Below are 22132 nucleotides of genomic sequence, written 5' to 3'. Positions count from 1 at the left end.
TAAAAAAGCTATTAATCAAGCAATGACGCTGATTTGCAGGTAGTTTTTATTTTCGTTAACCACTCGCAAATTGAGGTTAATTGCATCGTAGCTCACATAATGCAAATATATTTTCTATTATATTCCCACTTTCACCCGTATCAATACTTGAATATTACAATAATATATTTTCTGTTTTCACGATGCAAAGCTAAACGATACTTAATATCAAGTAGCAAAATTCCTTTATTTCTCAAAAATTTAAGTGGGTTTCACTTATTCACTTGTCAAGGTCTTAAAAAATATATATAAAAAGTATAACAAATTTTCCTTTTCTATGCAACACTTTATACTTTATAAGTATGCTAAAAACTTTTTTAACTAAACTCACTTAAAAGCAAGCTCTAAAGCTTTTTTTATATCTTCAAAAAATGTAGGCTCTTCTCGTGGGTTTCTTAATACAAAAGCCGGATGGTAAGTTATATATACTTTTTTACCTTCATAGTCTAATATGCTGCCTCTTTCTTTTGTTATTTTGGTTTCTCTTTTAAATATTCCTCTGTAGGCAGTTGCACCAAGTAAACATAAAACAGAAGGGTTGATTATCTCTATTTGTCTTTTAAGGTATGGAAAGCATGCTTCTTGTTCTTCTATCGTTGGGGTTCGGTTGTTTGGTGGTCTACATTTGTTTATGTTTGCAATGTAAACATCACTTCGTTTATACCCTGCTGTTTCTATAGCTTTTGTTAGTAGCTGTCCTGCTCTACCTACAAAAGGTCTGCCTTGTTTGTCTTCCTCTTCTCCCGGAGCTTCTCCTATAAACATTATTGGAGAGTTTGGATTTCCCTCTCCTAAAACTGCTTGTTTTCTGTTTTTGTGTAAATCACATTTTGTGCAGTTTTGGATTTCTTGGTTGATTTGATTTAAAAGTTTTATTTTTTCATTGAGTGGGCTATTGTTATCAACTATAACCTCATTAAAACCCATATCTTTCATTACTTTTAAAAAATCTTTTAGGTTCAAGTTGTATCCTTTACTTAGATGTAGGGGTCTGGTTTAAATGTTTTTTGGTCGTGTAAAATCCATATTTAATAAAGTCTTCATCTTTGTAGATAGATGGCTTTGTTGTAGTTTCTTTTTTGGCTTTGTTGTACCATACTTCTTCTTTATCTTGACTTATAATATCAGATGGTGCAATAAATATGTTAGACTTTGCTATTTCTACACATTCTCCGTTTTCTATGTAGCACAGGATACAAAAAACCTCTTTAAAAGGTGCATGATAGTAAAGGTACAGCTCTCCATCGGTGTTTGATACTGGCATGTCTAAAACTTCTTGGTTTTCTACAAATAGTTTTATTCTTAGAGTCTTGTTTTCAAGTTGTTTTTTTAGGTCTTCTTTTATAAACCAGTAAGTGTAAAATTTAGATGGGTTTACAGGTAAGATAACTATCTTTGTAATGTCAAATCTTGGAGGAATTGAGTAGTCTTGTGTTTGAGGTTTTAAGATTTCGTCTTTTGTGTGTAATATATGACTTGAAAGGTTATCTTCTTGGATGCTTAGTTTTATTATCTCGTTCATAAGACAACCTCTCTACTGTATTTTAGGCTTTCATAAAGTTTTATATACTTTTGGGCTGTACTTTCTATTGAAAAGTCAAATCCCATTACTCTCTTTTGAAGTTCTAAAAACTTCTGTTTGTTGTTATATAGGTCTATGGCTCTGTTTATAGCGTTTAAAAACTCGTATTTATTTGGGTTTTCAAAGAGTATTCCATAACCATCTGGTTGTGATATATCTACTACTGTATCGTTTAAACCTCCTGTTTTACGGGCAACTACCAGAGTCGCGTATCTCATAGCTATCATCTGGTTTAAACCACAGGGTTCAAACAAAGAAGGCATTAAAAGAAAGTCTCCAGCTGCGTACATCTTTCTACTAAAAGGTTCATCATATCCAACTTTTATGAATATATTTTCATACTTTCCTTTAATACTTTCAAAAAAGTCGTTATACTCTTTATCTCCACTGCCTAATATGGCAAGGTTTATAGGTAGTTTGGAGAGCTCTTCTATAGAGTCTTTTATCAGGTCTATACCTTTTTGTTGGGCAAGCCTTCCTATGAAAATAAATAAAGGTTTTTCTTCTCCTTCTAAGTTAGTCTCTTTTAAAAATAACTTTTTATTTATAGATTTCTTTTCTATTGTGTACTCACAGTAATTTTCGTATATATACTTGTCTGTTTCTGGGTTCCATACGTTGTAGTCAATACCGTTTATTATTCCGTAGAGTTTATTTTCGTACTTTCTAAGTAAACCGTCTAATCCAAATCCATATTCAGGTTTTAGTATCTCTTTTGCGTAAGTAGGACTAACAGTTGTGATTGCACTACTAAAGACAATTCCACCTTTTAAAAAGTTCACTTTGTCGTAAAATTCAAGAGCTTCCATATGGAATAAATCCCATCCAAGATTAAGTCTTTCTATAGCAAATTTATCAAATATTCCTTGGTATGCTAAGTTATGTATTGTAAGTACAGTTCTAACATGGTGCCAGTTGTACTTGTAGTAAGTTAAAACAGGTATTAAAGATGTTTGCCAGTCGTTGACGTGTATTATATCTGGGTCTAGTTCTTCTTTTTTTATAAACTCCATTACTGCATAAGAAAAAGCACCAAATCTTACATCGTTATCTGGATAGTCTCCTTCTGGTGTTCCATAAAGGTAGTCTCTTCCAAAAAGTTCATCATTTTTTAAAAAGAAAAATATAACATTATCTATCAATTTATAAACTTCAAATGTATAGGTTCTACCGTTTAAAAAAACATCTATGTAAACGTTTATAGGTTTGATTTTATGTTTCTCTATGTCAACTGTTTTGTAAAGAGGCATAAACCCAAAGACTTTTATACCTTTTTTAGCTATCTCCTTTGGCAGAGACCCACTTATATCTGCAAGTCCTCCTGTTTTTGCAAACGGGTAAATCTCACTTGATGCAAATACTACTTTCATCTATACTACCTCTCTTAAAAACTTAGCGGCTTCTTCTGGAGGAGTGGGGTTTATATAATAATCAGTTCCAAGTTCAAATCCTGCAAGTGTGGTTATACGAGGTAGTATCTCTATATGCCAATGAAAGTAGTTGTTTATATGGTTAAAAATCTCTTTGTTTATAGTATCGTCTCTGTAAGGTGGAGCTGAGTAAAGAACCATATTGAAAGGAGGGTTAATCAAAGTTTTATCCAGTTTCTTTACTGTAAATCTCATTACATCTGCAAGGTCTTTCATCTTATCTTCTGTTATTGTAGAAAAGTCGTGCCTATGGTATTTGGGAGCTATTTTAATTTCAAACGGGTATAAGCTTGCGTAAGAGCAGTAGGATATAAAGTTTTCATTTTCGTATATGACTCTTTCACCAAGTTGAGACTCTAACTTTATCTCATCACAGGTATAACATCTTTCTTTTTCTAAAAAGTACTTTTTAGACTGTAAAATCATTGTAAATGGTTGTTTTGGTATCATTGGAAGGGCTATGAGCTGACTGTGGGAGTGGACTAAGCTTTTTCCTGCTTCTTTTCCATGGTTTTTAAAAATATGAATGTACTTTATCCTGTAATCGTTGTAAAGGGATTTAATTCTTTCTCGAAAGGTTATAAACATATTTATAAAATCTTGTTGGTCAAAATCTTGAATGTGTTTAAAATGGTCGGGTGTTTCTACGATTACTTCGTGGGCACCAAAACCACCTTTTTTATCAAAGATGTAATAACCTTCTGATATTGGAGAGTTTTCTATCCTCAGTGCAGGATATCTATTGGGAAAAACTCTTGTAAGCCATCCGGGAGTGTTTGGATTTGAGCCATCAGGTCTAATTGCAAATATTTCAGGAGGGGTTTTGTCTTCGTTTCCGTACTCAAAGGGACATTTAGATATGTCTGTGATGGGCTCTTCATAGATAGAGACATTATAGTCGTGAGGTCTTTTTGACCTTTCTGTAGCTATTATAACCCACGTATCTTTTAGGTAGTTGTATCTAAATTCGGACATTTTATCTTCCTATTATTCCTTCTGTTGGAGAAGAAGCAGATGCGTACATCTTTTTAGGTATTCTTCCTGCAAGGTAGGCAAGTCTTCCGGCTATCACTGCATGTTTCATAGCAACTGCCATCTTTATTGGGTCCTTTGCACCGGCTATTGCAGTGTTCATAAGTACACCATCAACTCCAAGCTCCATAACCATTGCAGCGTCAGAGGCTGTTCCTATTCCTGCGTCAACTATTACAGGTATTTTTACAGCTTCTTTTATAAATAGGATGTTGTAAGGGTTTTGAAGTCCAAGACCAGACCCTATAGGAGCTGCCAGTGGCATTACAGCTGCACATCCTATATCTTCAAACCTTTTTGCCATTACTGGGTCATCTGTTATATAAGGTAAAACTGTAAAACCCTCTTTTACAAGTATTTCTGCTGCCTTTAAAGTTTCTACCATATCCGGATAAAGTGTCTTTTGGTCTCCTATAACTTCAAGTTTTACAAATCCGTGGCCTAAAGCTTCCCTTGCAAGTCTTGCTGTTAACACTGCTTCTTCTGCAGTATAACATCCTGCTGTGTTTGGTAATATCATTATTTTTTTTGTGTCTATGTAGTCAAGTAGGTTTTCTTTTGTTGGGTCTGTAATGTTAACCCTTCTAACTGCAACTGTTATCATCTCAGCTCCAGAAGCTTCAGTTGCCTCTTTTGTCTCTTTAAAATCTTTGTACTTTCCGGACCCTACTATTAATCTTGATTTAAATGCCTTTCCACCTATAACAAGTTTATCTTCCTCTAAGAACTTTTCTAAATCAAACATTGAAAACCTCCTGAGGTTATTCGTATAATTAAAATTTAGGCTTTATTTTATCACTCTCAAAAAGTAAAGTAAAGTAAACTTTTACTAACCTAAATATATACATATTCTTTTAACTTTACTATGTGAGGGTTTAATTTTGTCTCTTCTTTTATTTTTCCTTTAAATACTTGCATTACTTCTGGTTCTCCGTGAATTAAAAACAGAGACTGTAAGTCTTTTGTAGATTTTATAAATTTTAGTAGGACTTTTTGGTCAGCATGGGCTGAAAAACCGTTTATTGTGTAAATTCTTGCTTTTACTGCTATTTCCTCTCCATATATTTTTACAACTTTTGCACCATCTACAATCTGTCTACCTAACGTTCCTTTGGCTTGGTATCCCACAAAAATAACAGAAGAGTTTTCTCTCCATAGGTTGTGTTTTAGATGATGTTTTATCCTTCCACCGTTACACATTCCACTTCCTGCTAGTATAATAGCTCCTGACTCTATATCGTTTATTTTCTTTGACGCTTCTACAGACTCTGTAAAGTAAACCCATGGGAATACAAACGGATTTGCTCCTCTCTTTAAATAACTTAAAACTTCTCCGTTTAACTGGTTTGGGAACTGTAGAAAAAGTTTAGTTGCAGAGATTGCCAAAGGACTATCTAAAAAGATTTTACACTTTGGGAGTTCTCCGTTATCGTACATCTTTCTAAGTATAAATAGTATCTCTTGAGCCCTCTCTAATGCAAATGTAGGTATTACTATGTTTCCTCCATCTTTAAAACTTTCTATAATAGCAGCTTTAAACTCTTCTATAGTTTGGTCTAAAGGTCTGTGGTTTCTGTTTCCGTATGTAGATTCTATAAATAAAACATCAGCTCCTTTAGGGTAATCTATTGGCTTTATTACAAGTTTATCATCTGTTCCTAAGTCTCCTGAAAATATAATTTTTTTTGTGTTAAAGTTTTCTCTAACTGTAAGTTCAACGTAAGCACTTCCAAGTATGTGTCCTGCATTCCTAAAAACTACTTCAACATTTTTTGACAGTTTGTACTTTTCGTTGTAATCAAGTAATACTTTGAAGTACTCCATTGACTCAAATACGTCATCTTCATCGTACAAAGGAGGTTTGGCTTCTTCTGGTTTTCCTTTTCTTAAAGCTTTCTTATAGTTAACTTTATACTCCTCTCCCATAACTTTTGCAGCATCTAAGAGCATTATCCTTGCAACTGCGTAAGTAGGTCGTGTAGATATTATTTTTCCTCTAAATCCTTGTTTAACAAGTAAAGGAATCCTTCCACAGTGGTCTATGTGGGCATGGGTAAGGATAAGGTAATCAATCTCTTTAGGGTTAAATCCAAAAGGTTCATAGTTTTTGTCTTCATCTAAACCTTGAAACATTCCACAGTCTATAAGTATGTTCATATGGTCAACTTTAACTAAATGACACGACCCTGTTACACCTTCTGATCCACCAAACGATTGAACTATCATGAAAAACTCCTTTAATGGTGATGATGTCCTATTCCAAAAACCCTTAGTATTGTCCAAATACCAAAAATAATGATAATAACTCCTGCCAACTTAGACAAATTTTTTCTGGTAGCTGGAGATATGGAAGCTATCAATTTTGAAGAAAATAACATGGCAGGAATCGTTCCAAGGCCAAAGAAAAACATCGTAAGCATACCTTTAAAAGGGTCTTTGTCTAAAACAGCCTTCATTAAAAAAGCGTACACTAAAGGGCAAGGTAGAAAACCGTTAAACATACCTAAAAAGAAAGGAGATTTTCTAAATGCGTTTAACATATCAGATATTGTAAAAAATATCACATCTAAAAAGGGAACGCCTTTTTCTTTTATACTTCCTACAACCTGCAGTCCAAACACAACCATTCCTATACCTAAAAATATGGATAAACCTTTTTGAAATACTTGAAACTCAAAATTGTGAAAGTACATTCCAAGCAGTCCTGCTAAAAATCCAAGAAACACGTAAGTAAAAACCCTTCCAAAGTTATAAAGGATATTACCTACCCAAAAATTTTTATAGATAATGAGTGTAGGAATAGCTCCACACATTCCAATACAGTGGTAAGACCCTAAAAACCCGCCTAAGAGAATCATAAAGTATTCAAGCAAACAAGCACCTTAAACAGTTATGTTTGATAAATAAGATAAAGGAAAAAAATTACTCAGTCAATAGATTTAAAAATCAAAATCTTAGTTAAGATAAAAATTTTTAAGTGATTGATTTAAAACGGCAAAAAATTTTTTGACAAACACTATATGTAGTGTTATACTTATAAAAACAAACTATATATAGTGGAGGTGCATCATGGCACTCATCGGTAAAACTTCAGTTAGAGACAATATCAGACTTACAGAAAATCCTAAGTATCCAGTTTTTAGGGAGCTGTATACAAAACAGAAAAAAGCTGTTTGGTTCCCTGAGGAGCTTAACATACAACAAGACGTGTTAGATTACAAATCTTTAACTCCTACAGAAAAAGACCTTTTTGATTCTGCAGTTGGATACTTTGCATCTTCAGAGTTATTGGTTCAAAATGTTTTAGGAAATGGATTTTTCCCGGTACTTACAGACCCTTACGCAAAAATGAGTTTTTCAACTCAGATGTTTATGGAAAACATTCACTCAGACTTCTTTGAGATAATCCTTAACTCTTTCGATATGGATAGGAAAAAAATTTACAACATCACCCTTGAAGACAAGCTTTTAAAAGAAAAACAAGAGTTGATAGTCAGAGCTGTTGACAGAATAACTTACGGTAAAGCAGACCCTGATACATTAGAAGGAAAAAAACAGATACTTACCTCTATCCTTTTGAATAACATCATACAGGAAGGTCTGTTTTTCTATTCAGCTTTTGCACATTTCTTTGCTATGAAAGACACAGGAAAGATGAAAAACGTAGTTGCAGGGGTAGAGCTTATACTAATTGACGAGTCTTTACATCTACAAAACGGTATAGAAGCCATTCTTACGATGGTAGAGGAGAATCCAGAGATTGTAGATGATTACAATTTTGTTGAAAACATAAGGCAGTCTATTATAGATGCTGTAGAGCTTGAACTTAACTACCTAAAAACAAAGTTCGGAGGTACAACCATATTTGGAGTATCTTACAACGAACTTGAAAGGTATATGAAGTACATAGCAGATAGAAGACTTGTAGAACTTGGCTTTGACCCTCAGTTTGGTATAGACCAAAACCCTCTTAAATTCTTACAAAAGGAAGATGTTAAAAAGTTAACAAACTTCTTTGAAGTATCATCTACAGAGTACACAAACTTTTAAGGAGGAGGTTTTATGCAAAGAATAGTTGTTAAGAGGGATGGAAGTGTAGAAAAGTTTCAGATGAAAAAACTTGTAGATGCTATTTTCGCACTTTTAGAAGGATTGGAGCTACCTGATGATTACGAGATAGTGTTTAAAGTTGCAAAGGAACTTGATTTAAAAATCCCGGAAAAGGTTACAACAGAAGAGCTTGATTACCTTGTATTAAAAGCCATAGAGCACCTTATACCAAAAAATTACATATACGATACACTTGCAACAAGGCAGCTTTTAAAGATAATAAACAGAAGAATAGATAGAAGGTTTAACTCTTTTAAAGACTATATAAACTATGCCGTAGAAGAGAAACTTTTAAAACCAGAGTTATTACAGTTTGATATAGATAGATTAGAAAAATCCATAGATTACTCAAGGGATTACAATCTTGATTACTTTGGTCTTTCTACATTAAAAGATAGATACCTAATGAAAGATAGAGACTTTGAGACAATAGAAAAGCCCCAGTGGTTCTTTATGAGAGTTGCTATGGGAATAGGCAACACAGAAGATGAGATAATAAAGATTTACAACAAACTTTCAAATCTTGAGTACCTACACTCAACACCAACCCTCTTTAACTCAGGAACCCTTACAAACCAGTACAGCTCATGTTTCCCTGCAGGAACACCTGTTATAACAATAGATGGAGTAAAGAATATAGAAGATGTTAAAATTGGGGATGTTGTTCTTACAGCTGAAGGAAACTATAAAGTTGTTTCAGGTTTATTCAGTAGAAAGTATCAAAGAGAACTTTACAAACTTTATGTTTGGGGATTATGGGGTAGAGAGGAAACTGTAAAAGCAACAGATGACCACAGATTTTTAGTTTTAAAAAAAGAAGATGTAGAGTGTGATAGAAAATTTGTTAAAGTCTGTCCTCCTTATCAAAATACTGAAAAATGTTATCCTGTTAAGAGACAGTACGCTTATATATGTGAAGAAGTTGAAACTAACTTGTTAGAAAATTTAAAATGGGTTGAAGCAAAAGATATAGAAGCTGGAGATTACATAGTTATCCCATACCCAAAAGGTATAAGTGAAAAAGTTGAGCTAAATATCTTAGATTACATTGATAACCCTTACTTAGTAGAGAAGGATGGATACATACACAAGATAAATCATGATAAACAAAAGAGAACTCCAGAATTTAACGGTCAAATAAACAAAGTTAAAAGTAAGATAAAAATTGATTATGATTTTATGAGATTTTTAGGTTATTATCTTGCTGAAGGTTATATTAATAAATCTGGAAATAAACTTTCTACTGTGTTTACTTTTGGAGTTAAAGATAAGGAGTTTATTGAAGATGTTATCTCTTTAAGTAAAAAACTTTTTGATATCAATCCAACTGTAGCACATAATAAGGATAATTCAGTAAGAATTACTCTAAACAGCACGTATCTATCCCAATTTATTAAAAATTTAGTAGGAACCGGATTTAATAAGAAAATCCTTCCTCCGGAGATAATGCTTGCACATCCTGAGGTTCAGAAAGGGTTAATAGTAGGTTTATTTAGAGGAGATGCTACAGCTGTGAAAGATGGATATAGACTTACACTATCAAATAAATCTCTTATTTACCAAATATTCCACATCTTGTTAAGAATAGGAAGTTTACCTAGAATATCAAAAGCCTCAAAAAATCATCTTGCAACAGAAGACCCTTATTCTGTTTACATATCCATAAATGATAGTGAAGATTTAATAAGACTTATAAACAAAGATACTCATAAAATAACGGCAAAACCAGATAAAACTAAAATAAACAGTTATAGATTTAAATACAAGGATGTTGTTTTTTATAAAATAACAAAGGTGGAAAAAGAAATTTTTGATGGAACTGTTTATGATTTTGAAGTAAAAGGAGACCATAGCTTTGCAGCTAACTTAGTTGCGGCACATAACTGCTATGTCAACGTCATCGATGACTCTTTAGAGTCTATTATGGATAAAGCAAAAGAAACGGCGTTTTTAGCAAAATACGCAGGAGGAGTAGGAACAGACGTAACAAGAATAAGAGCAACAGGCTCAAAGATACACTCCCTTAACGCAAAATCATCAGGAATAATACCGTTTATAAAAATCTTTGATACTATAGTTAACGCAATTCAGCAAGGTGGTAGAAGAAGAAGCTCCCAAGTTATGTACCTACAACCTTGGCATTTAGATGTAGAAGCATTCTTAGATTTGAGAGAAACTACAGGAAACCCTTACTTTAGAACACCTTCTCTCAATACTGCTCTCTGGATGCCAGATGAACTTATGAGAAGAATAAAAGAAGGAGAACCTATTTACCTATTTGACCCAGCAGAATGTCCAAAGTTAGTTACAGCTTGGGGAGAAGAGTTTAAAAAAGAGTATGAAAGTTGTATAGAAAAGGCAGAGAAAGGAGAATTAAAACTCTGGAAAAAGATAGATAGTAGAGACTTTTATAAAAAGTACCTATTTAAACTTGCAAAAACGGGACATCCTTGGCTTACATTTAAGGACAGACACAACGAAAAAAACCCTTGCCCACAGTATAGTGTTATAAACTCTTCTAACTTATGTACAGAGATTTCGATTCCAAACTCTCCAGAGAGTACTGCAGTTTGTACTTTGGCATCTGTTAATTTAGCAAGACATGTAAAAGAAGATAAATCTGATTTTGATTGGGATAAGCTAAAAGATACATTAGAAACTATGGTAGTAGCTTTAGACAACATCCTTGATAAAAACTTCTATCCATCAGAAGAATCAAGAAAGAATACTATGGATTTAAGACCTATCGGTATAGGTGTTATGGGATTCCACGAAGCACTAATAAAGTTAGGCATTCCTTACGACAGTGATAAAGCAGTTGAAACAGCAAGAAAGATAGCTAAGTTTATGAGAGAGGTAACTTACGCAAAATCTGAGGAGTTAGCAAAAGAAAGGGGAGCATTCCCTCACTACTACGAAGCAAACTACAACTACCCACCAAGAAGAAACGCTGTTTTACTAGCAGTTGCACCAACAGCTTCCATATCAATAATAGCTGGTACATCTTCAAGTATAGATAATTACTTCTCTAACATATTCTCAAGGGACACACTGTCAGGAAAGTTTATAGTGATAAACAAACCACTGATGAAAGAGTTAGAAGAAAAAGGATTATGGTCTGAAGAGTTAGCAGAAAAGATAAAAGCTCACCAAGGAAGTATTCAGTATATAGAAGAGTTGGACGGTAAGATAGACAAATCTCTATACAAAACGGCTTACGAAGTATCACCTTACAGACAGATAGACATAGCAGCTGCATTTCAAGAGTACATAGACCAAGCTGTATCTAAATCTTTATACATTGAAGAAGATTTAAGAGACAAGATGGAAGATATATATATGTACGCATGGGAAAAAGGTTTAAAATCCACTTACTACTGCTTTATAGACAAGACAGTTAAAGGCGAAAAATACACACTGAATGTCAATAAACGTGGAGAAAGAAGAGGTTTTGGACTTGCAAAAAGGAACGATAAAGAGTTAGAAAAAGAGCTTGAGGAGATTGAAAGACAGGCAAGGGAAAAGTACGGAGATGAAGTTGTAGATGCTGTAAAAAGCGGCAATATAGAAGGCTGTCCAACAGACCCATTACTTGCAAAAATATGTCCAAGTTGTGAATAGATAATGATAAAAAAAGAAGATTTAGAAAAAGAGATAGAAAATCTACCGGAGGAGGTTATATCCTCCGGTTATTCCAAAGGATACAATCCAAACGATATACTCTGTAGAATGTGTGCCTATAAATCTTGTATGCAAGAAAAAGAGGGTAGATTACTTCTTGGAAGTAAGTTGAAGAAAAAATCCTGATTTAAAACATTTATCTTTCCATCAAAAACGTTAAAATTTTACAAAACAAATTTTAAGGATAGTCTTAAATTGAAATACATAAAAACTGACATTACTTGTAGGTTAGATAACCTTCCGTGGACACCTTTTCATACTAAGTTTATACTGGCTTTAGGTATAACGTGGATTTTAGATGCTTTTGAAGTGGTTATTGTTAGTGTTGTACTAAAATCTATGTCAAAAAGTCTTAACCTTTCTACATTTGAATCTTCATGGCTTGTAAGCAGTTTTTTAGTAGGTGCTTTAGTAGGTGCTTTTATATTTGGTTATCTTGCAGATAGATACGGTAGAAAGAAGATATTCTTTATAACTCTTCTTTTATACTCTTTAGGAACATTTTTAACTGGATTTGTTGACTCTTTCTATCAGGTACTGTTTTTTAGATTTATAACAGGTCTTGGACTTGGTGGAGAGTTTTCTGCAATACACTCTGCCATAGATGAGTTTGTACCTTCCAAATACAGAGGTAGAGTTGACGGCCTTTTAACAGCTTCTTGGAATTTAGGTAGTATTATGGCATCTCTAACGGGAATATATCTACTTTCTCATCTTCCTGAAGAAAAAGCTTGGAGATTTGCTTTTTTATTCGGAGGAGTACTTGCTTTGTTAATAGTAGTAGTTAGATTTTTTATTCCAGAATCTCCAAGATGGCTAATATCGAAAGGCTACATAGATAAAGCTCATCAGATAGTAGAAAGTCTTGAAAAGAAGTACAAAGTAAAACCCATAAAGAAAGAGTGTGAAGTCCCAGTATTTGAAGGAAGCTTATACGATGCTATAAAAATTATCTTTAAAAGATACAAAGGAAGATTTTTATTTGGAACTACTATGAGTTTTACAATACTCACAACTTACTACGGTTTTATAACAATACTACCACTTGTTATAACAAATGAGTATAACCTTCCTACAACTGAAATACCTAAGCTTCTTCTCTATGCAAGCGTTGGAGGATTTATAGGGGGATTGGTTGTATCATTTTTATCTGATAAGATAGGAAGAAAAACAACTGGGACAACTATTGCTTTAATATCAATGCTTTTATCTACAATGTTTTTATTTTCTCAAGATATTTACACTACTGTTTTTATATACTCTTTATTTGCTTACTCTTTTGCCAGTGTTGCTTACGTATCTGCTATGGAAGTTTATCCTTCATACTTGAGAGCTACTGCGATAGGAATTCTTTCTGTGATAGGAAGAATATCAGGAATGCTATCTCCTCCTTTACTCACTTTTTTAGCTGGAATAAATTACAAATACTCTATAATAGGTTTAACAACCTTTTGGCTTGTAGGTTTTTTAGGATTCTTATTATGGTCTAAATTTGGTGTAGAGGCAAAAGGAAAATCAATAGAAGATATTACTTAAACTCTTTTAACTTGGTAAATATCTTCTTTATCTTGATAGTAAAGGATGATTTTAAACTCAGATAAACCTTCTAAAATTTGCTTCATTACACTATCTTTTAACTTGATGTAAGTCTTTGTTGAAGATAGATTTTCTTTGTATTCATCAGTATAGTTTTCTACATCGTAAACAGTATCTTGAGTTTGCCATACCCTTTTTATAAATCCAAAGGTTGGATGTTCTTGTATTTCTATAGGAAACATTGAGATGATTTGAGTGTCTAAAATCTCTATCTCTATTTTTTGAGGGTAAAATCTTGTTAGTCTATACTTTATCATGCTTTATAAAAGGGGCAAAGAGCCCCTTGTATTTTATTAGTCTTGAAGAGCTTCGTAAACGTGTCCTACTAACTCTTCCGATGGTTTTAAAGTTTTCTTTCCAGGTTCCCACTTAGCAGGGCAAGCTTCTTCTGGATGAGACATTAAGTAAGCGTTAGCTTTCATCTTTCTTACTAACTCATCTGCATTTCTACCTACGTTGTAGAAGTTAACTTCTGAAGATACAAGTTTACCTTCAGGGCTTATGATGAAAGTTCCTCTTAAAGCAAGTCCTGTATTACAGTCATAAACTCCAAACATTCTTGAGATTTTTCCTGTTGGGTCAGCTCCCATTGGATACTTAACGTTAGCTAAGAGTTTTTCATCCCTATGCCATGCAAGGTGAACAAACTTAGTGTCTGTAGATACAGAAACAACCTCAGCTCCTAACTTCTTTAATTCTTCATACTTTTCAGCTAAGTCTGCAAGCTCGGTTGGACATACAAATGTAAAGTCTGCAGGATAGAAGAATAAAATAGTCCATTTGTTTTCTTTTTTAGCATCTGCTAATGAAAACTTTCCAAACTTTCCTGTTGCGGGTTCATAAGTTTCCATTTCAAAGTCTGGAACTTGCTGACCTACCAAGATTACTTTTTCTTCCATGATAATACCTCCCTTTAAAGTTTTTTACACTATTAATAATAACAATTCTTAATAAGGTTTTAAAATGATTACTATCATAAAGTTAAAGTATTTTTTATACTTTTGCAACATTTTTTGAATTTTTGCAAAATGAAACGTTGTTTTAAAATTTTTTCTACTCATAACGAATAATTTTTTGGCATAATGTTTGCTTAATATAAAATCGAAATTTAAATTAAAAAGCTGTAATTGACTTTTAAAGTTGAATAGGATATTTTATATCACTGAAAATTTTTAACAGGAGGTATGTAGCATGAAGAAGTTAGTTTTATCTACACTTTCAGTTGCAGTAATGGCTGCAGGTTCTTTTGCAGCAGATGGAAAAGCTCTTTTCCAATCAAAAGGTTGTACAGCCTGCCACCAAGCAGCTGCTGACACTGTAGGACCATCTTTAAAGAAGATAGCTGCTGCTTACGCAGGTAAAGAAGCTAACCTTATCAAGTTCTTAAAAGGTCAAGGAAAAGCTGTAGTTGACCCTGCAAAAGAAGCTGTAATGAAGCCACAAATCAACACAACTAAAGCTATGAAAGACGACGAATTAAAAGCTTTAGCTGAATTTATACTCTCACACAAGTAATTAATTAAGAGGGGGTATTCCCCCCTTTTTTTATCCTAATATGAAAGTTTTATACGGTTTTATTTTAATATTTGTGTATATTTTTGTAATTTATGCTAATGAAGGTAAAGATCTTTATATAAAACATGGTTGTAATGCTTGCCATGACCCATTTGAGAGAAAAACTGGGCCATCCTTTAAAGAAATATCTCAAAGGTACGGTACAAGTAAATCAGCAGTAGAAAAAGTTGCAAAACTTATAATAAAGCCAAACCCTTCTAACTGGCCCGGATTTGCATACATGCCACCTTATAATATCCCTTACCAAGATGCATTAAAACTTGCAGAGTATGTTTTAATACATTCTCAAAAAGAAGAACAAAAAAAGAAAATTTACAAAGATCTATCTCCTGACAGCTCTGAGTTTTACTAACACTCCTTTTTATCGGTTTTATAACTCTTGATTATGTCAAGTAGTTCTACTGGTAAAGGTAAAAGTATAGTGTTTGAGCTATACTGACCTACTGTTGATATTGTCTCTAAGTATCTAAGCTGTATTGCCAGTGGATGTTTTGCAAGGAGTTCAGCAGCCTCTGTAAGTTTTTGGGCAGCTTGATACTCTGCTTCGGCCTGTATAACCTTAGCTCTTCTTTCTCTCTCAGCTTCTGCTTGTCTGGCTATCGCTCTTTTTAACTCCTCGGTAATGTCTATCCTTTTTAACTCTACAGCTACAACCTTAACACCCCACTGGTCTGTTTCTTGGTCTATTATCTCTTGTAATTTTGCGTTTATTTTATCCCTTTGGGATAACAATTCATCAAACTCTGCCTGACCACATACACTTCTTAAGGTTGTTTGAGATATTTGAGATGTTGCATAGAGGTAGTTTTCCACGTTAACTACTGCTTTTATTGGGTCTATAACTTTAAAGTAAACTACTGCGTCAACTTGCACAGATACGTTATCTTTTGTAATTACATCCTGTGTAGGAACGTCCATAGTAACTACTCTTAAATCTACTTTAACCATTTTGTCTATAAATGGAATAAGTATAAATAAACCGGGACCTTTAGCCTTACCTAAAACTCTACCAAGTCTAAATATTACAGCTCTCTCATACTCGTTTACAATCTTAACTGATGTAGCTACAAACACTATCAAAAGTACAACTAAAATCGGTAAAAATCCTACCATAGCTATCACACCTCCAAACTCTGATAAAAGCGATACAATGTTATCAAATCCTAAGATTGATACTATAAATATAACTGCAAAAATTAAAAAAGGGATTAAATCTTTCATCTTTGTCCTACCGTTTCTTCAATCCAGTTTAGGTAATCCTCTGACCCATCTATGATTGGAAGGGCTATTATTTCAGGGACTGTATAACTGTGTAGTTTTTTTACTTCCTCTTTTAGTTTTTCAAACAGGTCTTTTTTTGTCTTTATTATCATTAATGATTCATCGTAATTTTCTATATTCCCTTTCCAGAAGAATATTGAGTTAACTTTTTCAATAATGTTAACACATGCTGCCAACTTATTTTCAACTAAGTAATTTGCTATCTTTTTTGCTTCTTCAAAGGAAGATGTAGTTATCAAAACTACTATATAGCTCATATTATAACCCCCCTGTTTAATCTATAAATCTTTTTGTTATATCCTGATAGCTGTCTATTCTTCTATCTCTAAAAAATGGCCATGTAGTTCTTACAGAATCTATTATAGACAAATCTATTTCACAAATCAACTCTTCTTCTTTATCAATCGACGCTTTTAATAAAAGTTCTCCATAAGGGTCTGATACGAAGCTCTGTCCCCAAAACTCTATTCCTTCGTTTCCATCTGGACTGGCTTCAAATCCTACTCTATTTACTGCTACTACATAGCAACCATTTGCAACTGCGTGTCCCCTTTGAACTGTTTCCCATGCGTTGTACTGTTGTTTTCCAAATTGCTCTTTTTCTGAAGGAAGCCAACCTATAGCTGTAGGGTAGAATATTATCTTTGCTCCTGACAGAGCTGTTAACCTTGCAGCTTCTGGGTACCACTGGTCCCAGCATATTAAAACCCCTATGTCTGCGTACTTTGTTTTAAAAGTTTTGTACCCTAAATCTCCGGGAGTAAAGTAAAACTTTTCGTAAAAGTGAGGATCATCCGGAATATGCATTTTCCTATACTTTCCTAAGTATTTGCCATCTGCATCTATTACTACAGCTGTGTTGTGATAAATTCCGTCAGTCCTTTTTTCAAACAGTGATGCTACTATTACAACGTTGTTATCTTTTGCGACTTTTTGTAGCGTTTTTATAGTAGGGCTATCTTCGTTAACTACTTCAGCAAGTTTAAAATACTCCCAATCTTCAACTTGACAAAAGTACTTTGATTTAAAAAGTTCTTGAGTAGATACTATGTTAGCTCCACTTTTTGCTAAAGACTTTATCTTTTCTACTGTTTTTTCAAAGTTTTCATTTAAATCATCGCTACACCTCATCTGAATAAGTCCAACATTTACTTTATCCATCTTCCACCTCAAAACGTTTTATAATATTTTAACTATTTTTCGTAGGGGATGAGTCATTGTTTAGAGGTAAAATCAGAAGGATCCACTTTATAGGTATCGGTGGTTCTGGTATGAATGGAATTGCTGAGCTCCTTTTAAACCAAGGTTATACAATTTCAGGAAGTGATTTAAAAGAGTCTTACACAACACAAAGGTTAAGAGAGCTTGGAGCAAAAGTATACATAGGACATAGTGAAGATAATGTTAAAGATGTTGATGTTGTTGTTTACTCTTCTGCTGTAAAACCAGACAATCCAGAGTTAAAAAAGGCAAGGGAGCTGGGTATTCCTACTATTCCAAGGGGAGAGATGCTTGCAGAGTTAATGAGATTTAAGTACGGTATTGCTATAGCAGGCTCCCATGGGAAGACTACTACAACGTCAATGGTAGGAACAGTTTTAGGTAAAACAGGTTTTGACCCAACGGTAGTTATAGGCGGAAAGTTAGAGGCATACGGAAGTAATGCAAAGTTAGGGAGAGGAGAGTTTTTAGTAGCAGAGTCTGACGAAAGTGATGGGTCATTTTTAAAACTTACTCCTACAATTGTTTCAATAAACAACATAGATTTAGAGCATCTTGGATTTTATAAAGATTTGGAAGATATAAAAAATGCATTTGTTGAATTTGCCAACAAAGTACCTTTTTACGGGTTTGTAGTTGCTAATATTGATGATGAAAATGTAAAAAGTATAATTCCAAGAATAGAGAGAAAAATTATTAAATTTGGACTTTCTAAAGATGCAGATATTAGAGGGTACGACTTAAAGCTTGTAAACGGAAGGTATAAGTTTAAAATTAACGATTTTGGAGAGATACATCTATCAGTTCCGGGTATTCATAACGTATACAACGCTCTTGCTACTATTTCTATATGCAACGAGCTTGGAGTTCCTTTCTGTGTTATAAAAGAGTCTTTAGAAAATTTTAAAAACGCAAAAAGAAGGTTTGAGATTAAATACAGTGATGGAATTTTAGTAATAGATGACTATGCACACCATCCTACCGAGATAAAAGCAACCCTTTCAGCTGCCAGAGATATGTATGGTCAAAACCGTATAATATCCGTTTTTCAACCCCATAGATACAGTAGGGTTTACTCTTTGTTTGACGAATTTGTAGAATCTTTTGATATACCTGATATTGTTATCATAACAGATATATACTCAGCAGGAGAAAACCCTATAGAAGGTGTATCAGGACAGTTATTAGCAGACAAGATAAGACAACGAAGGAATAACGTCTTTTACGTAAAAGATGTAAACGAGGCTGAGAGTTTGTTAAAAAGTATAATAAAAAACGGTGATGTTGTTTTAACAATGGGAGCTGGAAACATAACACAGCTGAGTGATAATTTATCAAAGTACTTAGAGGAAAGACGTTAAGAATGTTAAATAAAAGATTTGTTGACTATGATAATATGTCTCTACTTACAGACCTTTACGAGCTTACTATGGCTCAAGTTTACTTTGAAAAAGGTTTAAATAAAACAGCCGTATTTAACTTCTTTATAAGACCAACTAATAAGAGAAACTACTTTCTTTTTACTGGACTGGATTTACTGATAGATTATCTATTAAATATAAAATTCACGGAAGAAGATTTAGAGTTTTTAAGGTCAACTGGAAAGTTTAAAGAAGATTTTTTAAATTACTTAAAAGATTTTAAATTCACAGGTAACCTCTACGCTGTAGATGAAGGAGAAATTGTATTTGCAAACGAGCCTATAGTTCAAGTAGAAGCTCCAATAATTCAGGCTCAGATTATAGAAACATTTTTAATAAATACATTACAAATATCTATCTTAGTAGGAACAAAAGCTTTAAGATGTTATAGTGTAGCTTCAGATAAAATTTTAATAGATTTTGGACTGAGAAGAGCTCACGGAACTGATGCAGGAATGATTGCAGCCAGAAGCAGTTATATAGCGGGTTTCTCAGGAACTTCAAATGTCTTAGCTGGAAAAATCTTTGGAATACCAATTTATGGAACGATGGCACATTCGTTTGTTATGGCTCACGAAAGTGAAGAAAAAGCTTTTGAAAATTTTGCATCAGTTTACCCTGAAAATACCATATTCTTAGTAGATACTTACGATACTATAGAAGGTGTAAAAAATGCCATAAAAGTAGCAAAGAAAAAAGGCATAAGAATAAAAGGTATAAGAATAGACAGTGGAGATTTATTAGCCTTATCAAGAGAGGCAAGGAAACTTTTAGATATAAACGGTTTTAGAGATGCAATAATATTTGCCAGTGGTGGTATAAACGAGTACAAGATAAAAGAACTTGTAGATAAAAAAGCCCCAATAGATGGCTATGGAGTAGGAACAGAACTTGTTACAAGTGCAGACCTTCCCTATTTAGACTGTGCTTACAAGTTAGTTGAGTATGACGGAAAACCGAAGATGAAACTAAGTACGAAAAAAATGACAGTACCATATAAAAAGCAGCTCTATAGAGTTTTTAAAAATGAAAAGATACTAAAAGACATAGTAAGCCATTTTGATGAACATATAGAAGATGGTGTAAAAATGTTAAAACTTTACATTAAAGATGGGGAGCTTGTAAGGAATACTCCTTCTCTCCATGAGATAAGAGAGAAAACGTTGATAAACTTTAAGACTCTGCCAGACACATTTAAATCTATTACCCAGCACATGACAATCAATCCAGAAATATCTCCAAGACTTATAAAAATCACAGAAGATTTAAGAAAATCAATTAAATCCGGAGGCTAGTTATGAGATTTATATACACTTTGATATTTTTATTTATACTTCCTTCTTTTGCCCAAGTAAACGTTATAACAACAATAAAACCCCTTGCTGATATAGTAAAAGAAGTAGGAAAAGATAAAGTAATAGTAGAGTACTTAATACCACCAAATGTAAATTTTCACCTTTATGAATACAAACCTCAAGATGTAAAAAAAGTTTATAAAGCAGATGTTTTTATTTTCATCGGTTCAGGAGAACCAAATGTAAGCAGTATAGTAAAATCTCTTCCGAAAGGTAATGTACTAAAAGTTATTGATATAAAAGGAATCTATCTTATAAAAGAAGAAGACCATAACGAAGTTCATCCAGCTGTTTGGTTAGACCCTCAAAACGCAAAAGTTATAGCTAAGGAAATATCCTCTTTACTTTCTAAAAAGGACCCAAAAAACAAAGACTTTTACCAAAAAAATGCTGAAAACTTTATAAAACAGTGTGATGAAGTCTTAAACTACGGTAAAACTAAACTTTCAACCTTAAAGAATAAATACTTTGTATCATATCACTACGAGTTTCCTTACTTTGTAAACAGATTTGGTTTGGTGTACTTAGCAGAGATAGAGATGGGACACGGAAGGGAGCCTACTCCTAAACATATCTTAGAAGTAATTCAAAAAATGAAAAAGTATAATGTAAAAACAGTATTTACATCAAGACAGTTTTACAATTCTAAAACAGTGAAAGTTGTGTTAGACCAAGTAGGTGGAAAAGTGGTTTTCTTAGATACGATGGGAGAAAATTCTTCTTACATTGAGATGATGAGGTTTAACATAGACCAAGTTTATAAGGAGCTGGCTACACAATAGCCAGCATTTTTTCCAGAGGTACTCTCGCCTTTTGTATAGTATCTTCATCCAAGATAACTTCGTTAGTCTCTTTTTCTAAAACTTCTAAAACTTTATCAAGGGTATTTTTCTTCATATCACAGCAGTGTACAGAGCCACAGTAGTCTGCAGCTTGAGGAAAAACGTAAGTTTTGTTGGGATTTTTCTTTTTAAGGTAATGGTGTATACCTACTTCTGTACCTATTATTACAGTGTCAGCTTCACAGGTTGTTGCGTACTCTATTATTTGAGTTGTACTTCCTACAAAATCTGCTATTTCTACTGTGTCTGTGTTGCACTCAGGATGAACTGCTATTTTAGCATCTGGATACTGTTTTTTTAATGCAAGGAGTGTATCTTTTGAAAGGTTAAAGTGGGGAGGGCAAAATCCTTTCCAGAGTATAAACTCTTTTTCTGGAACCTGTTTTGCCACATAACTTCCCAAAAACTGGTCTGGAACAAATATTATTTTATTTGCGTCTAACGACTTTACCACTTTAACAGCGTTTCTTGAAGTAACGATTATATCTGATACTGTTTTTACATCTGCGTTTGTGTTTATATAAGATACTACTACTGCGTCAGGATGTTGCTCTTTTAACTTTTTTACTCCTTCTACAGTTGCCATATCTGCCATTGGACATCCACTTTCTGGATTAGGATGAAGTACTTTCTTTGTAGGGTTTAGTATCTTTGCTGTTTCTGCCATGAATCTGACACCACAGAAAACTATAATATCAGCTTCCGATTTTTGAGCTATCCTTGATAACTCTAAAGAGTCTCCTATGTAGTCTGCAATATCCTGTATCTCAGGTCTTTGATAGTAATGGGCAAGAATAACTGCATTCTTTTCTTTCTTAAGTTGATTTATTCTTTCAACAATGTTATTCACCAATCGCCTCCGTAAAAAGTTGTTAATAATTTATAATATAATTGATTTTTCTTCAATAATAAAACTGATGATAAAAATCATTTCGTTTATGGTTAAATAATTTTAACTTTTATCTTA

General features: G+C 33.4%; 22 protein-coding genes. 9 read left to right on the top strand and 13 right to left on the bottom strand.

Annotated features, from left to right (window positions below; all coding sequences use genetic code 11):
* Positions 1–366: 366 nt before the first annotated feature.
* From SULAZ_RS07825 to SULAZ_RS07795, 7 genes are all read right to left on the bottom strand, one after another.
* Positions 367–1002 carry a uracil-DNA glycosylase gene (locus SULAZ_RS07825; RefSeq protein ID WP_012674670.1) on the bottom strand — a complete coding sequence of 212 codons (636 nt, stop codon included), beginning with the start codon at positions 1000–1002 and terminating at the stop codon, positions 367–369.
* 10 nt (positions 1003–1012) lie between these two features.
* On the bottom strand, positions 1013–1561 hold the full coding sequence (locus tag SULAZ_RS07820; protein ID WP_012674682.1) for a DUF4912 domain-containing protein: 549 nt from the start codon (positions 1559–1561) through the stop codon (positions 1013–1015).
* The gene (locus tag SULAZ_RS07815; RefSeq protein ID WP_012674854.1) at positions 1558–2991 is read right to left on the bottom strand and encodes a glycogen synthase; all 1434 of its coding nucleotides are present in this window, start codon (positions 2989–2991) and stop codon (positions 1558–1560) included. Before SULAZ_RS07815 ends, SULAZ_RS07820 begins: the two co-directional genes overlap by 4 nt.
* On the bottom strand, positions 2992–4026 hold the full coding sequence (gene galT / locus SULAZ_RS07810) for a galactose-1-phosphate uridylyltransferase (protein ID WP_012673872.1): 1035 nt from the start codon (positions 4024–4026) through the stop codon (positions 2992–2994).
* Position 4027: 1 nt separating this feature from the next.
* The gene (locus tag SULAZ_RS07805) at positions 4028–4828 is read right to left on the bottom strand and encodes a thiazole synthase (protein WP_012674292.1); all 801 of its coding nucleotides are present in this window, start codon (positions 4826–4828) and stop codon (positions 4028–4030) included.
* Positions 4829–4917: 89 nt separating this feature from the next.
* Positions 4918–6309: an MBL fold metallo-hydrolase RNA specificity domain-containing protein gene (locus SULAZ_RS07800; RefSeq protein ID WP_012673579.1), complete on the bottom strand. Its 1392-nt coding sequence runs from the start codon at positions 6307–6309 to the stop codon at positions 4918–4920.
* 11 nt (positions 6310–6320) lie between these two features.
* On the bottom strand, positions 6321–6956 hold the full coding sequence (locus SULAZ_RS07795) for a sulfite exporter TauE/SafE family protein (protein WP_012674070.1): 636 nt from the start codon (positions 6954–6956) through the stop codon (positions 6321–6323).
* A 196-nt stretch (positions 6957–7152) separates the two neighbouring features.
* On the opposite strand from SULAZ_RS07795, the gene SULAZ_RS07790 reads away from it, so the two are divergent.
* The 4 genes from SULAZ_RS07790 to SULAZ_RS07775 all read left to right on the top strand — a co-directional run bounded on the left by SULAZ_RS07790 (position 7153) and on the right by SULAZ_RS07775 (position 13410).
* Positions 7153–8133 carry a ribonucleotide-diphosphate reductase subunit beta gene (locus SULAZ_RS07790; RefSeq protein WP_012675120.1) on the top strand — a complete coding sequence of 327 codons (981 nt, stop codon included), beginning with the start codon at positions 7153–7155 and terminating at the stop codon, positions 8131–8133.
* 12 nt (positions 8134–8145) lie between these two features.
* Positions 8146–11814: a ribonucleoside-diphosphate reductase subunit alpha gene (locus SULAZ_RS08855; RefSeq protein WP_012673957.1), complete on the top strand. Its 3669-nt coding sequence runs from the start codon at positions 8146–8148 to the stop codon at positions 11812–11814.
* Between the two features lie 3 nt (positions 11815–11817).
* On the top strand, positions 11818–12000 hold the full coding sequence (locus SULAZ_RS07780; RefSeq protein WP_012674653.1) for a hypothetical protein: 183 nt from the start codon (positions 11818–11820) through the stop codon (positions 11998–12000).
* A gap of 69 nt (positions 12001–12069) precedes the next feature.
* On the top strand, positions 12070–13410 hold the full coding sequence (locus tag SULAZ_RS07775; protein ID WP_012674994.1) for an MFS transporter: 1341 nt from the start codon (positions 12070–12072) through the stop codon (positions 13408–13410).
* Here SULAZ_RS07775 and SULAZ_RS07770 read toward each other — a convergent pair.
* Both SULAZ_RS07770 and SULAZ_RS07765 read right to left on the bottom strand, forming a co-directional pair.
* On the bottom strand, positions 13407–13727 hold the full coding sequence (locus SULAZ_RS07770) for a hypothetical protein (RefSeq protein WP_012674229.1): 321 nt from the start codon (positions 13725–13727) through the stop codon (positions 13407–13409). The genes SULAZ_RS07775 and SULAZ_RS07770 overlap by 4 nt on opposite strands.
* Positions 13728–13763: 36 nt before the next feature.
* Positions 13764–14369, bottom strand: coding sequence for a peroxiredoxin (locus SULAZ_RS07765; protein ID WP_012674430.1), 606 nt, complete (start codon positions 14367–14369; stop codon positions 13764–13766).
* Between the two features lie 292 nt (positions 14370–14661).
* Here SULAZ_RS07765 and SULAZ_RS07760 point away from each other — a divergent pair, with 292 nt between their 5' ends.
* Both SULAZ_RS07760 and SULAZ_RS07755 read left to right on the top strand, forming a co-directional pair.
* On the top strand, positions 14662–14985 hold the full coding sequence (locus tag SULAZ_RS07760) for a c-type cytochrome (protein WP_012674651.1): 324 nt from the start codon (positions 14662–14664) through the stop codon (positions 14983–14985).
* Positions 14986–15025: 40 nt separating this feature from the next.
* Positions 15026–15397, top strand: a complete 372-nt coding sequence (locus SULAZ_RS07755) for a c-type cytochrome (protein ID WP_012674869.1) — start codon at positions 15026–15028, stop codon at positions 15395–15397.
* Here the strand turns inward: SULAZ_RS07755 and SULAZ_RS07750 are convergent.
* The 3 genes from SULAZ_RS07750 to SULAZ_RS07740 are packed head-to-tail and all read right to left on the bottom strand — an operon-like array spanning position 15394 to position 17487.
* Positions 15394–16266, bottom strand: coding sequence for a slipin family protein (locus SULAZ_RS07750; protein WP_012673660.1), 873 nt, complete (start codon positions 16264–16266; stop codon positions 15394–15396). The genes SULAZ_RS07755 and SULAZ_RS07750 overlap by 4 nt on opposite strands.
* Positions 16263–16583, bottom strand: coding sequence for a divalent-cation tolerance protein CutA (gene cutA, locus SULAZ_RS07745; protein ID WP_012674251.1), 321 nt, complete (start codon positions 16581–16583; stop codon positions 16263–16265). Before cutA ends, SULAZ_RS07750 begins: the two co-directional genes overlap by 4 nt.
* A gap of 16 nt (positions 16584–16599) precedes the next feature.
* On the bottom strand, positions 16600–17487 hold the full coding sequence (locus SULAZ_RS07740; RefSeq protein ID WP_012674962.1) for a carbon-nitrogen hydrolase: 888 nt from the start codon (positions 17485–17487) through the stop codon (positions 16600–16602).
* A 56-nt stretch (positions 17488–17543) separates the two neighbouring features.
* Between SULAZ_RS07740 and murC the strand changes: the two genes are divergently transcribed.
* The 3 genes from murC to SULAZ_RS07725 are packed head-to-tail and all read left to right on the top strand — an operon-like array spanning position 17544 to position 21105.
* Positions 17544–18908: a UDP-N-acetylmuramate--L-alanine ligase gene (murC, locus tag SULAZ_RS07735; protein ID WP_012674911.1), complete on the top strand. Its 1365-nt coding sequence runs from the start codon at positions 17544–17546 to the stop codon at positions 18906–18908.
* A 2-nt stretch (positions 18909–18910) separates the two neighbouring features.
* Positions 18911–20263 carry a nicotinate phosphoribosyltransferase gene (locus SULAZ_RS07730; protein ID WP_012674064.1) on the top strand — a complete coding sequence of 451 codons (1353 nt, stop codon included), beginning with the start codon at positions 18911–18913 and terminating at the stop codon, positions 20261–20263.
* 2 nt (positions 20264–20265) lie between these two features.
* Positions 20266–21105, top strand: a complete 840-nt coding sequence (locus SULAZ_RS07725) for a metal ABC transporter substrate-binding protein (protein WP_012674106.1) — start codon at positions 20266–20268, stop codon at positions 21103–21105.
* Here SULAZ_RS07725 and nadA read toward each other — a convergent pair.
* Positions 21095–22015 carry a quinolinate synthase NadA gene (gene nadA / locus SULAZ_RS07720; protein WP_012675048.1) on the bottom strand — a complete coding sequence of 307 codons (921 nt, stop codon included), beginning with the start codon at positions 22013–22015 and terminating at the stop codon, positions 21095–21097. The genes SULAZ_RS07725 and nadA overlap by 11 nt on opposite strands.
* Positions 22016–22132: the final 117 nt, after the last annotated feature.

Source organism: Sulfurihydrogenibium azorense Az-Fu1 (assembly GCF_000021545.1).
Lineage (GTDB): Bacteria > Aquificota > Aquificia > Aquificales > Hydrogenothermaceae > Sulfurihydrogenibium > Sulfurihydrogenibium azorense.
This window is presented reverse-complemented; position numbering and strand designations above follow the sequence as displayed.